Here is a 17,420-nt window from a genome sequence, read left to right on the forward strand (position 1 = left end):
ATTAAACCTCTGCAGTCATGAATTTACGGACATCAACCAGATGACCGGCTATCGCGGCGGCGGCGACCATCGCCGGGCTCATTAAGTGCGTGCGCGCACCTGCGCCCTGGCGGCCAGGGAAGTTGCGGTTGGTGCCAGACGCACAGCGATCGCCGGGCGCTAACACATCTTCGTTCATCGCCAGGCACATCGAGCAGCCCGATTGACGCCATTCGAAACCGGCGTTAACGAAAATCGCAGCTAAACCTTCCGCTTCTGCCTGCTGACGCACCTGCGTCGATCCCGGCACGATAATGCCGCGCACATGCGGCGCGATTTTGTGTCCGTCGATAATCGCGGCGGCGGCGCGCAGATCCTCAATGCGGCCGTTGGTGCAGGAACCAATAAATGCATGCGTGATGGCGATTTCCGCTAACGGCGTACCGGGCTCAAGTCCCATATATTTCAGCGCACTGCGCAGCGTCTGCTGTTTTACCGCATCTTTTTCCTGCGCCGGATCGGGCACGCGGCCGGTGATGGCGCTGGCCTGATCCGGGCTGATGCCCCAGGTCACTTTCGGTTCGAGATCGCTGCAATCGATGGCGATGCGGCTGTCAAAGCGCGCGTCAGCATCGCTACGCAAATCGCGCCACTCCGCAATGGCCTGCTGCCATAGCTCGCCGGTCGGCATTTGCGGTTTGCCGGCGATATAGGCAAACACTTTTTCATCCGGCGCGATAATCGCACCGCGCGCACCGGCTTCCACCGCCATGTTGCACAGCGTCATGCGCCCTTCCATGCTCAGCGCTTCGATGGCATCACCCGCAAATTCAATGGCAAATCCGGTCGCGCCCGATGCGCCAATCTGTTCGATCAGCGCCATGATGATGTCCTTCGCCGAACACCCAAACGGCAGCTCACCGCTCACCGTCACCAGCATGGTTTTCAGCGTGCGATAAATCAGGATTTGCGTCGCCAGCAGATGCTCGATTTCCGAGGTGCCGATACCGAACCCGAGCGCGCCAAACGCGCCGTAAGTGGTGGTATGACTGTCGCCTGCCGCAATTACCATGCCGGGCATTACCAAACCTTGTTCGTGCGCCACCACGTGTTCAATGCCCTGGCGCGGATCAAGCACATCGAACAGTTCGATGCCAAAATGCGCAGCGTTTTGACGGAAGTAATCGACTTGTAGCTGCCCGCCCGCGTCGGTCATCGCCTCATCGCGCTCGGGGCGTGTCGGGTTGACGTGATCGACATTCAGCAGAATAGTGCCCGGATTTCGTACAGGACGCTGGTGATCGCGCAGGCCGCTAAACGCCTGCGGACTGGTGTATTCATTCAGAATCGAACGATCGATGTAAAGCAGCACGTGCCCTTCATCGTCTAACTTACGAACCACATGCTGATCGATCAGTTTTTCATACAGTGTTTTGTTAGTCATGCCGTTGCCCACGCGAAAGTAAAACAAATCATTAGAGACGTTAGGGTAATACAGTTTGTGGGCGGGGAATGAACACGCTTCGTGAAGTGATGTTTTATGGAATGTGCAGCGAAGGATACGTGAGTTTCATTTGACCTAAGTCGCGTCTCCCGATATAAAGAATAACCGCGCTGCTTAAGCGGTTTATCCCCGATTAATTCCCCTCTCTGCTTATATTTCACGCTACTTTCTGTTTCGTAAGTTAATTAATTAACACCAATACTTTATTAACTAAAAACAAGTTAATCATTTCGTAACAATCTCTTAATGTGCAAACCGAATTTTTAACGTTCACCTGCATTGCATAATAAGTAGGACTGGAATGACTCACACCAAAAAGATCGTGTCTGCCCTATCGCTGGCAGCACTGCTTGTCTCTTCAGCGGTACGCGCTGATGACGCACCAGAAAAAACTGACGTTCTGCTGATTGGCGGCGGTATCATGAGCGCCTCGCTCGGCACCTGGCTGCAAGAGCTGCAACCGGGCTGGAAACAGCTGATGGTTGAGAAGCTGGACGGCGTCGCGCTGGAATCGTCCAACGGCTGGAACAATGCCGGTACCGGTCACTCTGCTAACATGGAGCTGAACTACACGCCTGAGCGTGCAGACGGTTCAATCGACGTTAGCAAAGCGCTGGAAATCAACGAATCCTTCATGATTTCTCGTCAGTTCTGGACGTCGCAAGTGCAGCGCGGTGTGTTGCACGATCCGCACTCCTTCATTAACTCTACGCCGCACATGAGCTTCGTTTGGGGCGACAAAAACGTCGAGTACCTGACCAAGCGTTACGATGCGCTGCAGAAAACCACCCTGTTCCAGGGCATGAAGTTCTCCACCGATCATCAGCAGATCCAGCAATGGGCACCGCTGGTGATGGAAGGTCGTGACCCGAACCAGAAGGTCGCGGCAACCTGGACACCGGTCGGCACCGATGTTAACTACGGTGAAATTACCCGTCAGCTGATCGGTAGCCTGAAAAAAGATCAGAACTTCAAGCTGGAAACCTCATCTGAAGTCACTGATTTCAAACGTAACGGCGACAATTCCTGGCACGTCACCATCAAAGATGTGAAGAGCGGCGATAAGCGTTCGGTTGATGCGAAATACGTGTTTATCGGTGCGGGCGGCGGCGCGATTAAGCTGCTGCAGAAAACCGGTATTCCGGAAGCAGACAATTACGGCGGCTTCCCGGTCGGCGGTTCGTTCCTGATGACCGAGAACCCAGAAATCGCTAACCGTCACCTGGAAAAAGTGTACGGTCAGGCTTCTGTGGGTGCACCACCGATGTCAGTTCCACACATCGATTCACGTACCCTTGACGGTAAGAAAGTGGTGCTGTTTGGACCGTTCGCGACCTTCTCTACCAAGTACCTGAAAAATGGTTCGCTGTTTGACCTGCTGAGCGCGACCACCACCAGCAACATCATGCCGATGACGCATGTGGGCATCGACAACTTCGATCTGGTGAAATACCTGATTGGTCAGGTAATGCTGAATGACGACGACCGCTTTGCTGCGCTGAAAGAGTACTATCCGAACGCGCGTAAAGAAGACTGGAAACTGATTCAGGCTGGTCAACGCGTACAGATCATCAAGAAAGATGCCGAAAAAGGTGGCTTGCTGAAACTGGGTACCGAAATCGTGACCGATCAGCAGAAAACCCTGGCTGCCCTGCTGGGCGCATCTCCGGGTGCATCTACTGCTGCGCCAATCACTCTCGACGTGATGAAGAAGCTGTTCCCAGAGCAGTTCGCATCGCCAGAGTGGCAGCAGAAGATCCGCGCAATCGTGCCAAGCTTCGGCCAGAAACTGAACGGCAACACCGCGCTGACCCAGCAAGTTTGGGACAACACTGCAGCGACGCTGCTGTTGACCAAGCCGCCGGTGATCAACATGGGTGATCAAGCTGTTGCACCGACGCAGGCTAAGCCGCGTGCGGAATCAGGCAAACAGGATATGGCGCTGTAATCCTCGCCAGAAGTGAATAAGCCGGACAATGTCCGGCTTTTTTATTGTCTTTTGTAAGGGCAATAATCGTCATTTAAGCGTCTTTCGGTCACCATAAATGGCGACCCTACAAAGTATTGGCGCGTATTTTGTAGGGGCGCCATTTATGGCGACCGACTCACAAACGAAGAAAATCTGCGCTAATCGACCCCCACATTCGTTTTGCCACCAAAGCGCTGCAGTTGGCGGCTTTGGCGCGATAGCTGCTTTGCGTCCATGAACCTGCATCGACATAGTCATAAAACATTTTTGGTACGCGTTTACGGGCTAAATGGCGTAATTCTTCGATGCAGGTGATGGTCATAGAGGATATTCCAATAATATTTGGAAGAGGTCGCCATTAATGGCGACCCTACAAATATTTTTACGACTTTTTATAATCGGTGTAGGCATTTTGTAATGCCACATGATCGGCAATATATTTGGCATCGTGCCATACGCCGTAAATAAACGATGAAGCACGATTCACCAGATTAGGCAAGCCAAGGAAGTAAATACCACGTTCGGCTGAAATACCGCGCTTATGGAACGGTACACCATTGTCATCAAAGGCATTCACTTTCAGCCAGCTGAAATCAAATTTAAAACCGGTGGCCCAAATAATGCTGGTGATGCCTGCAGCCTGCAGATCCAATTCTGATAATGGATTAATTAAACATTCTGGATCTGGCAGTAATTCCCATGCTTGCGGTTCGGGCGGTAAATCCAGGCCATTGCGTTCAATATAAGCATCAGCATCACGAAGCACGTCGAAATAGGCTTTATCGCCCTCGGCAATATTCTCTACTAAACCATCGGCAAAGCTTAATACGCCGTTATCCCAGCTTTTGGTGATACCAACCAGCGTAATGCCCATGTGCGCCAGTCGGCGAAAATCGACCGTTTTGCCCCCTTCATAACCACTCACGGCAAAAGCAACGTGCTGTTTCTTAGGCTTGATTTTGACTTCATCCCACAAGCCCAGCGCGCCCAACCACCAGCAATAATCGCGGTCGCGATACGAACGTGGTGGACGGTAATGTTCGCCGATGGAGAGTGTCACTTCACGGCCAGATTTACGCAGCTCTTCCGCAATTTGTGAACCTGAAGCGCCTGCACCCACCACCAACACGCCGCCCTGCGGCAGCTGCTGCGGATTTTTATACGCCGATGAGTGGATTTGATGCAGTGCAGCGCTTTCCGGCACGATCTGCGGAAAAGCGGGTTTCTGGAAGGGACCGGTTGCCGCCACCACATTGTCAGCTTCAAATTCACCGGCCGAGGTCAGTACTTTAAAACCGCTACGTTCCGGCAGACGCTCAACCGAATACACTTCCACGCCAGTACGCACCGGCGCATCGAGCATTTTTACGTAGTCTTCGAAATATTGCGCCATGCGCTCTTTTGGTGGAAACGCTTCCTGGGAAATATTATCGAATTTCATTGAAGGAAAACGATCGTGCCAGGCTGGGCCATTGGCAACCAATGAATCCCAACGTTCTGAACGCCAACGCTCAGCAATACGGCTACGCTCGAATACCACATGTGGCACGCCCATTAATGACAGATGTTCACTCATCGCAATACCTGCCTGACCCGCTCCGACCACCACGGTATTAATTTTTTCTACTGACATGTGAGATCCCTAAAGATGATCGACCCCGATCTTTTCATGGAAAAGAGTAATCAGGTGCCGTATGAATGATATTCAGGTTAATAAATGCTGCGCCATTAAATAAGCACAGCACTCGTGTTAATACATCAATGCCCTGCTTCGACGTTCAATATTTTCCCTAAGCCTAAAAACTTATTCGCGATAATTAACATCATCGCCGTCACCGCAATATAAATAACCGACAGTGCAGCCAGCGTTGGGTCGGCAAACTCACGCACATAGTTGTACATCGCCACCGGCAAGGTTTGCGTCGCTTGCGTGGTAATAAACAGCGAAGCGGTAAATTCGTTGAAGGAAAGAATGGCAGCAAATAACCAACCGCCAAACAGGCCCGGCAAAATCAGCGGCACGGTTATGGTCCACACCACGCGCAGTGGCGAAGCACCAAGGCTTGCTGCTGCCAGTTCAATACGCTGTTCGAGGTTTTTCAGCGACACATATACGCTGCGTAGCACAAACGGCAGCACCAGCACGATGTGGCAGAAGATCACCAGCGGATAACCGCGTCCAATGCCCAACTGGGAAACCAGCATCAGTAAGCCGAGACCAATGGTGAAATGCGGAATAAACAGCGGCGACAGCAGCACGCCTTCCAGCACCTGTTTGCACGGGAAACTGTAACGCTCAATGGCGATCGCCAGCGTGGCGCCGATAATCACCGCCAGCGTTGAAGCCCAGGCCGTCACAATCAACCCGGAATAGAAGCCGTGGCGGAAGTCATCGTAATTCACCGCACGTTCGAACCAGCGCAGCGACCAGCCTTTTGGCGGGAAGAACAACACTGAGGTACTGCTGAACGAAGAGATGAACACCACAATGGTTGGCAGCAATACGAACAGTAAAATCGCGATAACCAGCGCGCGTCCCGCCAGAGTGATCAATTTGTCGTTGAGGGATCGGGTCATATCAGTGCTCTCCCATCGCATGGATAAAGCGGCTCATACGTTTCAGCGCCATCAGCAGCATAATGGTCAGAATCAAACCGGCAATGCTGAGCGCAGCGGCAAATGGAAAATTCATTGAAGAGAAGCCCAGCTGATAAACCATGGTTGCCACGGTGCTAACGCGTCCGCCACCGATCAGCTGCGGCGTTGCGAAAGCGCTGAACGTCCAGGCAAACGCCGTGGTCAGGCTGGAAACGATACCGGGAATCGACAGCGGAATCGTCACCGTCAACAAGGTCCGAATCGGCCCCGCGCCCAGGCTGGTGGCGGCTTTTTCATAATCGGGATTGATGTGCGACAGCGCAGTCGCCAGCATCATCACCATGATTGGCATGGTCACATGCACCAGCGCGACCACCACGCCGGTTTGGGTAAACATAAACTGGATCGGCTTGTTAATCAGCCCCATTGCCAGCAGCAAGCTATTGAGGAAGCCGCTATTGCCCAGCACGATAATCCACGAATAAGTGCGTACCACTTCGCCGAGAAACAGCGGCGTAATGGCGATAATCAAAATGGTGGATTTGATCCAGGTGGTGCGCGTTCTCACCAGCGCATACGCCAGCGGATAACTCATCAGCAGGCCAAAAATCGCGGTTTTCGCGCTGAGCATCACCGTGTTAATAAACGCATCGGCATAGATTTTCTTGAACAGGCCGTTAAAGTTCGCCAGCGTGAATCCACCCACATCAAGCGATCCGGGAATATAGGCCCGCACGCTAAACTGCATCACGGCAAACATGGCCACCACCAGCCCAAGCGCCGTAAACGTGGCGGGGATAATGAACCAGGGTAAGAATGTCGGTTTTTTCGTCATAGACGTTGCTGCCTGAATAAAATGGTGCGACGAACCGGGCGACCAAACGGCCGCCCCTCTTTATTAATGCGACATGATGTTTTCAGAGAACCACTGACGCCACTCGGCGGTTTTTTCCGCGCGCAGTTGTGGATCGGTGTTGATGGTGGCATTCCACTGTTCTGGCGTGGTCAGCATGCCAGGCAGCTTCGCCAGTTCCGGATCGATATGCGCATTGGTCACCGTTGGGCTGCCGCGATAAATCTTCGCCACTTCCTGCTGGATTTCCGGTTTCAGCGCGATATTCATGAACTTGTAGGCCAGTTCCGCGTGTTTGGTGCCTTTATTGATACCGACGGTATCGACGCCCAAAATCGCGCCCTCTTTGGGAATCGCCAGCTTAATGTTGACGCCTTCTGCAATCATGCTGTAGGCGTTCATCGACAGCATCACCTGCACCGGCGTTTCGCCCGTAGAGATCAGCTGCTGGCTGTTGGCATCATCGGTATAGAAGGATTTGATGTTCGGTATCAGCGCTTTCAGCTTGGCCTGACCTTGTTCCCAGTGCGCGGCATCAGTGCCAGAAAGTTTGGCGGAGACCGCAATGATATGGCTCGGATCCCAGTCTGGCAGTGCAATCGAGCTTTTCAGTTCTGGACGCCACAGATCGTTCCAACTGGTAAATTCTTCGCCCTTCGGTACTAAATCTGGACGATAGCCGATGGTGTAAACGTAGCCCCACACGCCAAGGTGATACGGGCTGACTTTGGCCTGCTGCACCAGATTCACCGCGTTAGGGATTTTGCTCATGTCGAGCTTTTCAAACAGGCCGCTGTTGGCATACAGATAACCGACGTGCGCGGTGGTAAAGGTGACGTCGGTTTCCGGCGAGCCGCCCGCCAGCTTGGCTTTATTCAGGCGATCAATGGTGCCGCCGGTGACGAACTGCACTTCTACGCCGGTCTCTTTGGTGAACTCTTTGGCGATGGTTTGATCAATCAGATCTTTAAAGCTGCCGCCCCAGGTGCTGACAATCAGCTTATCTGCGGCCATCGCATTCCCTGCGCTCAATACACACGTGGTCAACAACGTTAAGGCACCAATCTTACGCAACATATTCTCGTCCCCAATGAATGAAATGGCTGTTGTAGCTGCTTTGCACCACCGTCTGGTCTATCGCGTCGCAATGCACTAAAACAGTGCGAAGGCGGCTCTCGGGTGTTGAAGCGATAATGCCGTTGCGGTGAGATTGGGTAAAACAGCATTTCCCTCGCTGTTGCATCAGGATTTCTGAGGCTAAAAAAGCAGCCTGCTTAGCAAGGATTTTCTTAAGCAGTGGTGAGGCAGACGCGAATGGGCGCTGGCGCGTGGCCAGGTGATTATGCTGTGAGTCGGAATTTGGCATGAGAAATGCTTGAGCTAAATCGACACGATTAGAATGACTGACGCGACATGAGCGTGTCAGCGATCTCAGGAGAACCTGCATGCTCAGTCGCATCACCCAGCGTCAGCTGGAATATTTTGTCGCTTCCGGTGAAGCGGGCAGCATTATTGGCGCCTCGGAGCGTATCCACGTCTCCTCACCGTCGATTTCCGCAGCCATCACCCATATTGAGTCTGAGCTTGGCGTGCAGCTGTTTGTGCGTCACCACGCCCAGGGCGTTTCACTCACCGCAATCGGCCATCAGGTATTAAAAGAGGCCAAACTGATCCTCGAACAGATGTCGAATCTCTACACCATCGCATCGGAATCGATGAACAACGTACGCGGCCCGCTGCGCGTCGGTTGCCTCGATACGCTGGCGCCGATGTTGACGCCGGAATTGGTGTTTGGCTTTGGCCGCGCCTTTCCCGGCGTGCGCATCTCACTGGTGGAAGGCAATCATGAGTTGCTGTTAAAACAGCTGCGCTCAGCCGATATCGATATCGCCCTCACCTACGATTTAGTGCCCGCCAGCGATGTCACTTTCCAGTCGCTGGCGCAGCTGCCGCCCTATGTGATGGTGGGCGAGCATCATCCGTTCGCCACACAATCAGCGGTATCGATTCAGGATCTGGCTGAAGTGCCGATGGTGCTGCTGGATATGCCGTGGAGCCGGGAATATTTTCTTGGCTTATTCAGCGAAGCCGGTGTGACGCCAAATGTGGTGATGCGATCCAGCAGTATGGAAACGGTACGCGCGATGGTGGCAAACGGTGTCGGCTTTGGTATCGCCAACGTGCGACCCAAAGCGCACTTGTCGCAGGATGGTAAACGCCTGATTCGCGTGCGTTTGGCGGGCGTTAATAAGGCGATGCAGTTGGGTTATGCCACCATGGCGCACGTACAACAATCCATGGTGGTGAGCGCGTTTGCCGAGCGTTGCCGCATGTTTATTTCCGACCAATATATTCCTGGCATGGCGGCACCGAGTTATTTCGATCCACAAGTGGTGCGGGTGGCGTGATGCTAGTGGTCGCCATAATGGTGACCGCTAGTTAGTAACCCTGCTGCGGGAATACCTGATTCAAAACCGGTTCGCCGCGCGCGGCACGCTGGATATTCTCCGCGACCTGTGGTGCGGCGCTGGCGGGAATGGCGACCGACGCCAGATGCGGCGTAATCAATACATTATCCATCGACCACAATGCATCTTCCGGCGGCAAAGGTTCGCGGTCAAATACATCCAGGGTGGCTTGACCAATATCCCCACGCTGCAATGCCTGCGTTAACGCCACCTGATCGACAATCGCCCCACGCGACACATTGATAAACGCGCTGCCGTGCGGTAAGCGAGCCAGTCGTTCAGCACTCAGCAATCCCTGGGTTTGCGGCGTGAGTGGCAGCATCACCACCAAAATGTCGCTGTTGGCGAGGAAATCATCCAGCGCGTCTATTCCGCTGCTACAGGTAATGCCTTCGATGGTTTTCTGCGATCGCGACCAGCCACGCACATCCAAGCCCTGACGCGCCAACTCCTGCGCGGCGTGCGCGCCCAGTTCACCCAATCCCAGCACGCCAACGCGCACGGTTTCCGGCGAACGTGGATGCAGGTAATGCCAGCGCCGTTCACGTTGTGCCCGCTCAAACGCCGGAATGTCACGCACATAGCGCAGCACGGCAAACAGCACGAAGCCGGCCATCATGCGCGCCATATGCGGGTCAGATAAACGAACAATCGGGATATCCGGCAAATCGTCGCGTCCGACCAGCGAATCAACGCCCGCCCCCAGATTCACCAACAATTTCAGGTTGCGGTATGCAGCGAAAAAGCCGTGCGGCGGTTTCCACACCAACGCGAAATGTACTTCGTCGACGTTTTGCACCTCTTCCGCGCGACAGATATTCACGCCTGGCAGATGCGGCGCGAGCAACACTGACCACTGTTCAAAGCTGTCGAACTCGCTGTAAAACACCAGGGTACTCATGCCGCATTCGCCTTGATCAACTCGACCACCGCATCAATCGCCAGTTCGTAACCGATCACGCCCAAGCCGGCGATCACGCCGGTGGCAGCTTTCGATACCATTGAATGATGGCGGAACGGCTCGCGCTTCCAGATGTTGCTCATGTGCGCTTCGATGATCGGGCCATCAAACATCAGCAACGCATCGAGAATCGGCACCGAACTGTAGGTTAAACCGGCGGCGTTGATGATCAATCCGGCGGCCTGCTGACGCGCTTCCTGAATCCAATCAACCAACACGCCTTCGTGATTGCTCTGGCGGAATTGCAGCGTGATGTTGTGTGATGCCGCCCGGCGCTGGCAGCGTTCACCGATGCTGGCAAAGCTTTCTGAGCCGTAGGTGCCGCTTTTGTCCATGCCATACAGGTTGGCGTTCGGGCCGTTGAGGAAATAGATTTGCTGATTCATGTGAGTTCCTGAGTCGCTATGCGGTGGTCACCATAAATGGCGACCCTACGTTTAAAGTGCCTGTTATTCGTAGGGTCGCCATTTATGGTGACCGAATTACGATTTACGGCGATCAATGCGGGCGCGTGCTGGCCATTGCTGGATGGGCATCGAACACGGCAAACCAGGCAGCGGTTTGCGGATGATCGGCACGCCAGTTAAGGACTTCGAAGCGGAAATCGATATAACCCAGCGCGCACCCAATGGCGATCAAACCCAGGTCATTCGGCTGCGAGCTAAAACTGGCGACCTGACGTTCAATTTCCCGCAACGCGGCGCTGACTTTCTTCAGTTGTCCGTCGGCCCAACCTTGCCACTGTTTTTCCACCGGCCGCGCGCTAAATTCATAACGAGCCAGCAAAGCGGCATCGATCAATCCATCGCCCAACGCCTGGCGCGACAAACTCAACCAGCGCGCGTCACCGTGCGGCGGGATTAAATCGCCTTGCGCGCGGGCATTGAGGTATTCGCAAATCACGCGACTGTCATACAGGCATAACCCTTCTTCGGTGCGCAGCGCCGGCACTTTGGCTAACGGATTAAAGATGGCAATGCGCTCATCACGTTCAATCGGATGCGCTGCCGAATCTAACAGCTCAATCTCATGAGTCAGCCCAAGACAGTGCGCAGTCACCATCACTTTGCGCACATAGGCGGACGTAGTGGCGTAAAACAGTTGCATCATGCCAGCGCTCCCGGCTGATCCACGCTGAGCAGCACTTTGCCAATGTTGGCGTTGGCTTCGAGGATACGATGCGCGTCCGCCGCCTGCGCCAGCGGCAAAAATTGATGCAGCGTGGGGACGATTTTGCCTGCAGCGATGAGCGGCAGCAGATGCTTGCGGATGCATTCAGCCAGGCGCGCCTTTTCAGCAGCGCTTTTGGGGCGCAGCGTGGAAGAGGTCAAACTCAATCCTTTGCGCATCACCAATTGCAGATCGAGTTCAATCTTCGCGCCCTGCATAAATGACAAACTCACATGACGTCCGCCCTGCGCTAACACGCTTAGATTACGCGCCACGTAATCACCTCCGACGTTATCCAGCACCACATCCACGCCTCGACCTGCGGTTTCCGCTGCAATCACCGCGACAAAATCCTCTCTATGACGATCAATGGCGCGCCAGACGCCAAGCTGTTGCAATGCCGCAATCTTGTCGGCACCGCCTGCGGTGGCAATCACCCGCGCACCACAGGCTTGTGCGCATTGGATGGCAAAAGTGCCAACGCCGCTGGCGGCACCGTGAATCAGCACGGTTTCGCCGGGTGCTAAGCGCCCCAGCTCAAACAGGTTGTGCCACACGGTAAACGCCGCTTCGGGCACGCCTGCGGCATGCGCCAACGGCAGATTACCGGGCAGCGGCAAACACAACTCAGCGCGCGCCACGCAATACTCGGCATAACCTCCACCATTGAGCAGCGCCATCACCGCATCACCGACGGCGAAGCCAATTACGTCTGCACCTAACGCCACCACTTCACCTGCCACTTCCAGACCTAACACATCTGAGCAGCCCGGCGGGATGGGCATTCCGTTGCGCTGCATAATATCCGGACGATTAACACCCGCGCTGGCGACGCGAATCAGCACTTCACCCGCCGCAGGTTGCGGCACAGCACGTTCTACCACCGTTAAAACCTCTGCGCCGCCCGGTTGGCTGGCTATTACCGCTTTCATCATTTCAGGCAACATCAGATCTTATCCCTGCTTAGAGGTGGTAAAGGCGCAAACGCCTTCATCATCAAAGGTGATGCCCACCACGCTACCAACCGGCCAACGCGTCAGGGAATCGAGCCCAGACTGACGCGCAAATAGCGATGCGCTGCCGAGCGCCGGCACATCAAGATGCACATCCACGTGATCGCCCTGAAACACATGGGTGATCACCGTGGCGCTCAGGAAGGCGTGCGAAGACAGCGGCCCCAACTGAATGTTCTCGGGACGCACATACACATCCAGACGCTCACCAACATTCGCCTGCACACGTTCTGCTGGCAGACGCAGCGCGTTGCCGCCCAGCTCAAGCACCGCCGCGTGATCGCGCCCGGCATAGCGTCCCGGAAGAATATTGACGTCGCCAACAAAGCCCGCCACAAAGGGATCGCGCGGCTGGCGATAGATCTCATCTGGCGTTCCAATTTGACGCACATGTCCCGCCGACATCACCACCACGCGATCGCTCATGCTCAGCGCCTCACCTTGATCGTGGGTGACAAACACCGTGGTGACGCCCAATTTGCGCTGGATCGCTTTCAGTTCGACCTGCATTGATAAACGCAGATTTTTATCCAGCGCCGAAAACGGCTCATCCAGCAACAACACTTTGGGCCGGATCACCAGCGCACGCGCCAGCGCCACACGCTGCTGTTGTCCGCCGGAGAGTTCACGTGGTTTGCGATGGCCGTAACCCGCCAATTTGACCAAGGCTAATGCTTGCTCAACGCGCTCGGCGATTTCGGCCTTTGGCACGCCACGCATACGCAGGCCGTAACCGACGTTTTTCTCCACCGTCATATGCGGGAACAGCGCGTAGTTTTGGAATACGATGCCGATTTCACGCTGATAAGGTGGAATCTCGGTCACCAGCTCGCCATCAATAAAAATCTCGCCGCCATCAGCCTCGGCAAAACCGGCCATCAGGTTTAGCAGCGTGGTTTTGCCGCAGCCCGACGGACCGAGCAGCGTAATAAATTCCCCTTCTTCAATGGTCAGGGAAATTTTGTGCAGCGCGATAGCGTCGCCAAATTTTTTCAGCACGCCATCTAACTGCACGGCGACGTTACTGGTTTTCACTGCCAGATGCGGCATGTCGGGCTGCGGGAATCGGGTAACTTCTGCACTGACCATGGACTCTCCAAAACTGTTTTGCGTGACAATGTCACAGAAATTATTTACTCATCCATGCGGCTAAGCGCTGCAACATGGCGTCACAGGCTTCCAACTGCGCGATGCTGATGAATTCGTCGGGTTTGTGACCTTGCGCCATGCTGCCCGGCCCGCAAATCACGCTGGGAATACCGGCTTGATGGAACAATCCGCCTTCGGTGCCAAATGCCACGGTGCTGAAGTCGCTGGATTGGGTTAAATAGGCGATCAGTCGCGCGGCCTCACTTTGGGCATCGGTCAATAATCCTGGATAGCCGCTAATCGGATAAAAACGGATCGCGCTGTCCGCTGCGATGGCTTGCATGCGCGGCAAAAGTTCTGCTTGTGCGAACGCCTCGAGCTCAGCGGCGATGGCTTGCGCATCATCCTGCGGCAAGGTGCGCACTTCGAAATCAAAGGCGCATTCGGCGGGCACAATGTTCAATGCGCGGCCGCCGCTGATGATGCCGGTTTGTACGGTGGTAAACGGCGGATCAAAACGAGAATCCCGATGTTGTGCCATCCGCTCGCCCATCGCCGTTAACTGCTGAATCAATCTCGCGGCATATTCGATAGCATTGACGCCCTGCGGCGCATAGGCCGAATGGCAAGCCGCGCCCTTCACTTCACAGCGCATGCCCAATTTGCCCTTATGACCCAGCACTGGTTGCAGTTCGGTAGGTTCACCAATCAGGCAGATAGCCGGTTTTTCCGCACGCTGCGCCAGCGCCTCCAGCAAGGTGCGCACGCCAAGGCAGCCGACTTCTTCGTCGTAGGAGATCGCCAAATGCAACGGCTGTGTCAGCGGTTGCGCCAGAAAGTGGGGCACTGCCGCCAGCATGCAGGCGATGTAGCCTTTCATATCGGCGGTGCCGCGCCCGTATAACTTGCCGTCACGTTCGGTGAGAGCAAACGGCGGCACGCTCCAGTTTTGTCCATCCACCGGCACCACATCGCTGTGGCCAGAAAGCATCACGCCGCCATCGCCAGCGGGTCCAAGGCGTGCATACAAATTGGCTTTACTGCGTTCCGCGTTGTGGATTAGCTCACAGCTGACACCCAAATCACTCAGGTAACGCCAGACGAAATCGATCAATGCCAGGTTGGATTCACGGCTGGTGGTGTCAAACGCCACCAGCTTTTCAAGCAGTTGTCGGCTGGTAAACATAGGAACTCCTACTCGTCGCCTGGCACGCCGTAACTGGGTGCCTGCGTTGGATCGATGGCGCGCGTCACGTAATCGTTCATTTGTGGCTGATAGGCCAGCCACAGCTGCTCGAGTTCGCCAATCGGATCGCCGTCCGTCCAGTCAACACGCAGATCGACAATCGGCCATACCTGATCATCAACGATCGACAATGCAGAGGAGTGCACCGGCCCCGCTTCGCCGCCGGCCTGCATACCCGCTTGCATCGCCGCGATTAAGCGCTCGGCTAAATGCCCGGAATGCTGCTCGAAGGCGCTCACCATCACCGGAATCACCGCAGGGTTAGCCAGCAGATTGCCCGCCGCAACACAGTGATGACCGGTTTGCGCGTTATTGATTCCCAGGGTTTTATCGCCGCTAAAGCAGGCCGTTTGGCCATTCGCAGCTAACACCGTCACCTGGCGAAAATGGTGATAATCATCACTGGCTAAACCGGCTTTGAGCGCGGCTTCTGCGCTATCGCCTTGTTGCAGGCGATCAAGAATGCGCGGACCTAACGTCGGTAAAGTGATGTTTTGGGTTGATACTGCACCCACCGCTGAGCGTAGCCATGGGCAACGTGCGCCCACCGCAATGCTGGATGAGCTAATGGCAATGCCGATTTGACCGGTTTGATCGCAGCGTCCCACAATGGATAACGTCATCGTCGCCTGCCTCTTATTCCGCTTGCCAATCGTCTGGAATAACCGCGATCACATCGATTTCCATCAACCATTGCGGCTGACCTAAACCGGAAATCACCAAGCCGGTGGAGATGGGAAACACGCCTTTCAGCCATTTGCCGACCACCTGATACACCGGCTCGCGATAACGTGGGTCAATGATGTAAGTGGTGGTTTTGACGATGTGCGACAAGTCGCTGCCCGCTTCTTCCAGTAGCTGTTTAACGTTCTTCATCGCCTGCTCGGCTTGCGCGGCGGGATCGCCTAATCCCACCAAATTGCCCGCAAAGTCGGTGCCAATCTGCCCACGGACATACACGGTGTTGCCCGCGCGCACCGCCTGACAGAGATCGTTATCCAGTGCCTGATTGGGATAGGTTTCTTTGGTGTTGAATTTACGGATGCGAGTATGTGTGGTCATGCTTGCCTGCTATGCGAAAAGGATTTGCGCAAGGTATACCTTCCCACGCCTGGCAGCGAAAACAGCATTAACCGAGGTGTTGCTTTAGAAAATCCGAAGGAGCTCACGGTGATGATTTTTAGCATTAAATTGTGACCATCATCACCAGTCGCCTAACCGACGTTTACCGGACGCGCGTTCTGAGGTATACCACCCTCCTTCTTCACCTAACTCTCAGATAAGGATAAAAAATGTTTACAAAGCAGTATGAGGTTGATGAAAAACATATCGATTTTCAGGGCGTGGTCGATGGCCTCTACTATCCGTTTTATATGGAGTGGACGCGCCATGCTTACATGCGTGAAGCCCTGGGTATCGATATGGAAGAAGAGTTTAAGCAGGGCAAAATTTACATGGTGCTGGAGTACTCCCTGCGCTTTCGTAAGAGCCTGGTGAAAGGTGACAAGGTTGAAGTGACCTGTGAGCTGGCGAAGAATGAGAAACGCAATCGCGTCAATTTTGTGCAACAGATTCTGGTCAATGGCGTGGTGTATGCCGATGCGACTTTTGTTGCCACCTGCCTGCAGAATGGACGCCCTTCCATGCCTGATGCGGTGATGAATGCGTTAGCGGATGCTTGATGCGGTTTTGGTAAGGGTCGCCATGAATGGCGACCCTACGAATACCAATGTGCGAAACAAACATTTTATGCGGTCGCCAGGACAGCCAGTTGCTTAATTATCCATTCTCTGTAACTTCTTCAATTTCCTCAATTGATAACCAACGAGTTGAATAAATGAGCAACATCACGGCTTCTTCCCTTTCTTACCAGGTTGGCAACGACACGTTCGAAGGATATTTAGTTTTCGCTGCAGATCATCAGGCACCGCAGCCGGGCATTTTAGTGGCGCCAAACTGGATGGGTGCCACTGAGGATGCCGTTGCGCAGGCCAAGACCATCGCCGCCAACGGTTATGTGGTGCTGGTCGCTGACTTGTACGGCCAGGGCCAGCGCCCAACATCTGGCGATGAAGCTGGCGCGATGATGATGGCGGTGAAAGATAAGCCGGCCGAAGTGGAACGTATGCAGGCAGCGCTGGCGGCATTGCGCACGCAAACTCTGGCAGCAGTTGACGCCACAAAAGTCGCGGCGATCGGTTTCTGCTTTGGTGGACATTGCGCACTTGAGTTAGCGCGCAGCGGTGCGGATATTAAAGCCGCCGTCTCTTTCCATGGCACGCTGGATACCACCGGCAGTTACGCGGGCAACACCATTAGCGCATCGCTGCTGGTGCTGGATGGCGCTGCCGATCCGCTGGTGCCGCGCGAGCAGTTGGCGGCATTCGCAAATGAGATGAACAGCAAGGGGGTGGATTGGCAGCTGGCGAGTTTTGCCGGTGCGGTGCACTCCTTCACTGATCCGAAAGCCAATAATGAAGGCGTCGCGCAATATCATCCTGAAGTGACGCAGCGTGCATTCAAGCGAATGTATCAGTTGCTGGACGAAGTGTTTTAAACAGTATGGGTCG

19 protein-coding genes are annotated in these 17,420 nt (G+C 54.6%); 4 read left to right on the forward strand and 15 right to left on the reverse strand.

All coding sequences use genetic code 11. The features are described from left to right. Nucleotide 1: 1 nt before the first annotated feature. On the reverse strand, nucleotides 2-1,423 hold the full coding sequence (gene leuC / locus BM323_RS13130) for a 3-isopropylmalate dehydratase large subunit (protein WP_008106820.1): 1,422 nt from the start codon (nucleotides 1,421-1,423) through the stop codon (nucleotides 2-4). Nucleotides 1,424-1,784: 361 nt separating this feature from the next. On the opposite strand from leuC, the gene mqo reads away from it, so the two are divergent. Further along, nucleotides 1,785-3,431, forward strand: a complete 1,647-nt coding sequence (mqo, locus tag BM323_RS13135) for a malate dehydrogenase (quinone) (protein ID WP_008106821.1) — start codon at nucleotides 1,785-1,787, stop codon at nucleotides 3,429-3,431. A gap of 157 nt (nucleotides 3,432-3,588) precedes the next feature. Here the strand turns inward: mqo and BM323_RS13140 are convergent, their stop codons facing one another. The 6 genes from BM323_RS13140 to BM323_RS24320 form a co-directional block, all read right to left on the reverse strand. Then, nucleotides 3,589-3,774 carry a hypothetical protein gene (locus tag BM323_RS13140; protein ID WP_008106823.1) on the reverse strand — a complete coding sequence of 62 codons (186 nt, stop codon included), beginning with the start codon at nucleotides 3,772-3,774 and terminating at the stop codon, nucleotides 3,589-3,591. A 60-nt stretch (nucleotides 3,775-3,834) separates the two neighbouring features. Then, the gene (locus BM323_RS13145) at nucleotides 3,835-5,085 is read right to left on the reverse strand and encodes a flavin-containing monooxygenase (protein WP_008106825.1); all 1,251 of its coding nucleotides are present in this window, start codon (nucleotides 5,083-5,085) and stop codon (nucleotides 3,835-3,837) included. A 125-nt stretch (nucleotides 5,086-5,210) separates the two neighbouring features. After that, entirely contained in the window at nucleotides 5,211-6,029 is an 819-nt protein-coding gene (locus tag BM323_RS13150) for an ABC transporter permease (protein WP_008106828.1), read from the reverse strand. Between the two features lies 1 nt (nucleotide 6,030). Further along, complete coding sequence (locus BM323_RS13155) at nucleotides 6,031-6,885, reverse strand: ABC transporter permease (protein WP_008106830.1); 855 nt, start codon at nucleotides 6,883-6,885, stop codon at nucleotides 6,031-6,033. 63 nt (nucleotides 6,886-6,948) lie between these two features. Next, on the reverse strand, nucleotides 6,949-7,980 hold the full coding sequence (locus BM323_RS13160) for a polyamine ABC transporter substrate-binding protein (RefSeq protein WP_008106832.1): 1,032 nt from the start codon (nucleotides 7,978-7,980) through the stop codon (nucleotides 6,949-6,951). Then, nucleotides 7,970-8,269, reverse strand: a complete 300-nt coding sequence (locus BM323_RS24320; RefSeq protein WP_139221415.1) for a hypothetical protein — start codon at nucleotides 8,267-8,269, stop codon at nucleotides 7,970-7,972. Before BM323_RS24320 ends, BM323_RS13160 begins: the two co-directional genes overlap by 11 nt. 79 nt (nucleotides 8,270-8,348) lie before the next feature. Between BM323_RS24320 and BM323_RS13165 the strand changes: the two genes are divergently transcribed. Further along, complete coding sequence (locus tag BM323_RS13165) at nucleotides 8,349-9,311, forward strand: LysR family transcriptional regulator (RefSeq protein WP_008106834.1); 963 nt, start codon at nucleotides 8,349-8,351, stop codon at nucleotides 9,309-9,311. 31 nt (nucleotides 9,312-9,342) lie between these two features. Here the strand turns inward: BM323_RS13165 and BM323_RS13170 are convergent, their stop codons facing one another. The 8 genes from BM323_RS13170 to BM323_RS13205 form a co-directional block, all read right to left on the reverse strand. After that, on the reverse strand, nucleotides 9,343-10,272 hold the full coding sequence (locus BM323_RS13170) for a 2-hydroxyacid dehydrogenase (protein WP_008106836.1): 930 nt from the start codon (nucleotides 10,270-10,272) through the stop codon (nucleotides 9,343-9,345). After that, nucleotides 10,269-10,718, reverse strand: coding sequence for a type II 3-dehydroquinate dehydratase (locus tag BM323_RS13175; protein WP_008106838.1), 450 nt, complete (start codon nucleotides 10,716-10,718; stop codon nucleotides 10,269-10,271). The genes BM323_RS13170 and BM323_RS13175 overlap by 4 nt, the downstream gene beginning before the upstream one ends. A gap of 112 nt (nucleotides 10,719-10,830) precedes the next feature. Continuing rightward, nucleotides 10,831-11,442 carry a glutathione S-transferase gene (locus tag BM323_RS13180; RefSeq protein WP_008106840.1) on the reverse strand — a complete coding sequence of 204 codons (612 nt, stop codon included), beginning with the start codon at nucleotides 11,440-11,442 and terminating at the stop codon, nucleotides 10,831-10,833. After that, a complete protein-coding gene (locus tag BM323_RS13185) occupies nucleotides 11,439-12,449 on the reverse strand; it encodes an NAD(P)H-quinone oxidoreductase (RefSeq protein ID WP_008106842.1) in 1,011 nt (336 codons plus the stop codon). The genes BM323_RS13180 and BM323_RS13185 overlap by 4 nt, the downstream gene beginning before the upstream one ends. Before the next feature lie 6 nt (nucleotides 12,450-12,455). Then, entirely contained in the window at nucleotides 12,456-13,604 is a 1,149-nt protein-coding gene (locus BM323_RS13190; RefSeq protein ID WP_008106845.1) for an ABC transporter ATP-binding protein, read from the reverse strand. Nucleotides 13,605-13,644: 40 nt separating this feature from the next. Next, nucleotides 13,645-14,790 (reverse strand): acetylornithine deacetylase, encoded by a 1,146-nt coding sequence (gene argE, locus BM323_RS13195; protein ID WP_008106846.1) that lies wholly within the window; start codon nucleotides 14,788-14,790, stop codon nucleotides 13,645-13,647. A gap of 8 nt (nucleotides 14,791-14,798) precedes the next feature. Then, complete coding sequence (locus tag BM323_RS13200; RefSeq protein ID WP_008106848.1) at nucleotides 14,799-15,473, reverse strand: DUF1028 domain-containing protein; 675 nt, start codon at nucleotides 15,471-15,473, stop codon at nucleotides 14,799-14,801. Between the two features lie 13 nt (nucleotides 15,474-15,486). Next, the gene (locus BM323_RS13205) at nucleotides 15,487-15,912 is read right to left on the reverse strand and encodes a RidA family protein (RefSeq protein ID WP_008106850.1); all 426 of its coding nucleotides are present in this window, start codon (nucleotides 15,910-15,912) and stop codon (nucleotides 15,487-15,489) included. A gap of 230 nt (nucleotides 15,913-16,142) precedes the next feature. Here BM323_RS13205 and BM323_RS13210 point away from each other — a divergent pair, with 230 nt between their 5' ends. Together BM323_RS13210 and BM323_RS13215 are read left to right on the forward strand one after the other, a co-directional pair. Continuing rightward, nucleotides 16,143-16,532: an acyl-CoA thioesterase gene (locus tag BM323_RS13210; RefSeq protein ID WP_008106851.1), complete on the forward strand. Its 390-nt coding sequence runs from the start codon at nucleotides 16,143-16,145 to the stop codon at nucleotides 16,530-16,532. A gap of 155 nt (nucleotides 16,533-16,687) precedes the next feature. Continuing rightward, nucleotides 16,688-17,407: a dienelactone hydrolase family protein gene (locus BM323_RS13215; protein WP_008106853.1), complete on the forward strand. Its 720-nt coding sequence runs from the start codon at nucleotides 16,688-16,690 to the stop codon at nucleotides 17,405-17,407. Nucleotides 17,408-17,420 lie beyond the last annotated feature (13 nt).

It is taken from the genome of Pantoea sp. YR525, from assembly GCF_900116775.1.
Taxonomy (GTDB): Bacteria; Pseudomonadota; Gammaproteobacteria; order Enterobacterales; family Enterobacteriaceae; genus Pantoea; species Pantoea symbiotica.

Coding starts and splice junctions, on each gene's coding strand:
- leuC (WP_008106820.1), bottom strand. CDS start 1,423: ATGACTAACAAAACACTGTATGAAAAACTGATCGATCAGCATGTGGTT.
- mqo (WP_008106821.1), top strand. CDS start 1,785: ATGACTCACACCAAAAAGATCGTGTCTGCCCTATCGCTGGCAGCACTG.
- BM323_RS13140 (WP_008106823.1), bottom strand. CDS start 3,774: ATGACCATCACCTGCATCGAAGAATTACGCCATTTAGCCCGTAAACGC.
- BM323_RS13145 (WP_008106825.1), bottom strand. CDS start 5,085: ATGTCAGTAGAAAAAATTAATACCGTGGTGGTCGGAGCGGGTCAGGCA.
- BM323_RS13150 (WP_008106828.1), bottom strand. CDS start 6,029: ATGACCCGATCCCTCAACGACAAATTGATCACTCTGGCGGGACGCGCG.
- BM323_RS13155 (WP_008106830.1), bottom strand. CDS start 6,885: ATGACGAAAAAACCGACATTCTTACCCTGGTTCATTATCCCCGCCACG.
- BM323_RS13160 (WP_008106832.1), bottom strand. CDS start 7,980: ATGTTGCGTAAGATTGGTGCCTTAACGTTGTTGACCACGTGTGTATTG.
- BM323_RS24320 (WP_139221415.1), bottom strand. CDS start 8,269: ATGCCAAATTCCGACTCACAGCATAATCACCTGGCCACGCGCCAGCGC.
- BM323_RS13165 (WP_008106834.1), top strand. CDS start 8,349: ATGCTCAGTCGCATCACCCAGCGTCAGCTGGAATATTTTGTCGCTTCC.
- BM323_RS13170 (WP_008106836.1), bottom strand. CDS start 10,272: ATGAGTACCCTGGTGTTTTACAGCGAGTTCGACAGCTTTGAACAGTGG.
- BM323_RS13175 (WP_008106838.1), bottom strand. CDS start 10,718: ATGAATCAGCAAATCTATTTCCTCAACGGCCCGAACGCCAACCTGTAT.
- BM323_RS13180 (WP_008106840.1), bottom strand. CDS start 11,442: ATGATGCAACTGTTTTACGCCACTACGTCCGCCTATGTGCGCAAAGTG.
- BM323_RS13185 (WP_008106842.1), bottom strand. CDS start 12,449: ATGTTGCCTGAAATGATGAAAGCGGTAATAGCCAGCCAACCGGGCGGC.
- BM323_RS13190 (WP_008106845.1), bottom strand. CDS start 13,604: ATGGTCAGTGCAGAAGTTACCCGATTCCCGCAGCCCGACATGCCGCAT.
- argE (WP_008106846.1), bottom strand. CDS start 14,790: ATGTTTACCAGCCGACAACTGCTTGAAAAGCTGGTGGCGTTTGACACC.
- BM323_RS13200 (WP_008106848.1), bottom strand. CDS start 15,473: ATGACGTTATCCATTGTGGGACGCTGCGATCAAACCGGTCAAATCGGC.
- BM323_RS13205 (WP_008106850.1), bottom strand. CDS start 15,912: ATGACCACACATACTCGCATCCGTAAATTCAACACCAAAGAAACCTAT.
- BM323_RS13210 (WP_008106851.1), top strand. CDS start 16,143: ATGTTTACAAAGCAGTATGAGGTTGATGAAAAACATATCGATTTTCAG.
- BM323_RS13215 (WP_008106853.1), top strand. CDS start 16,688: ATGAGCAACATCACGGCTTCTTCCCTTTCTTACCAGGTTGGCAACGAC.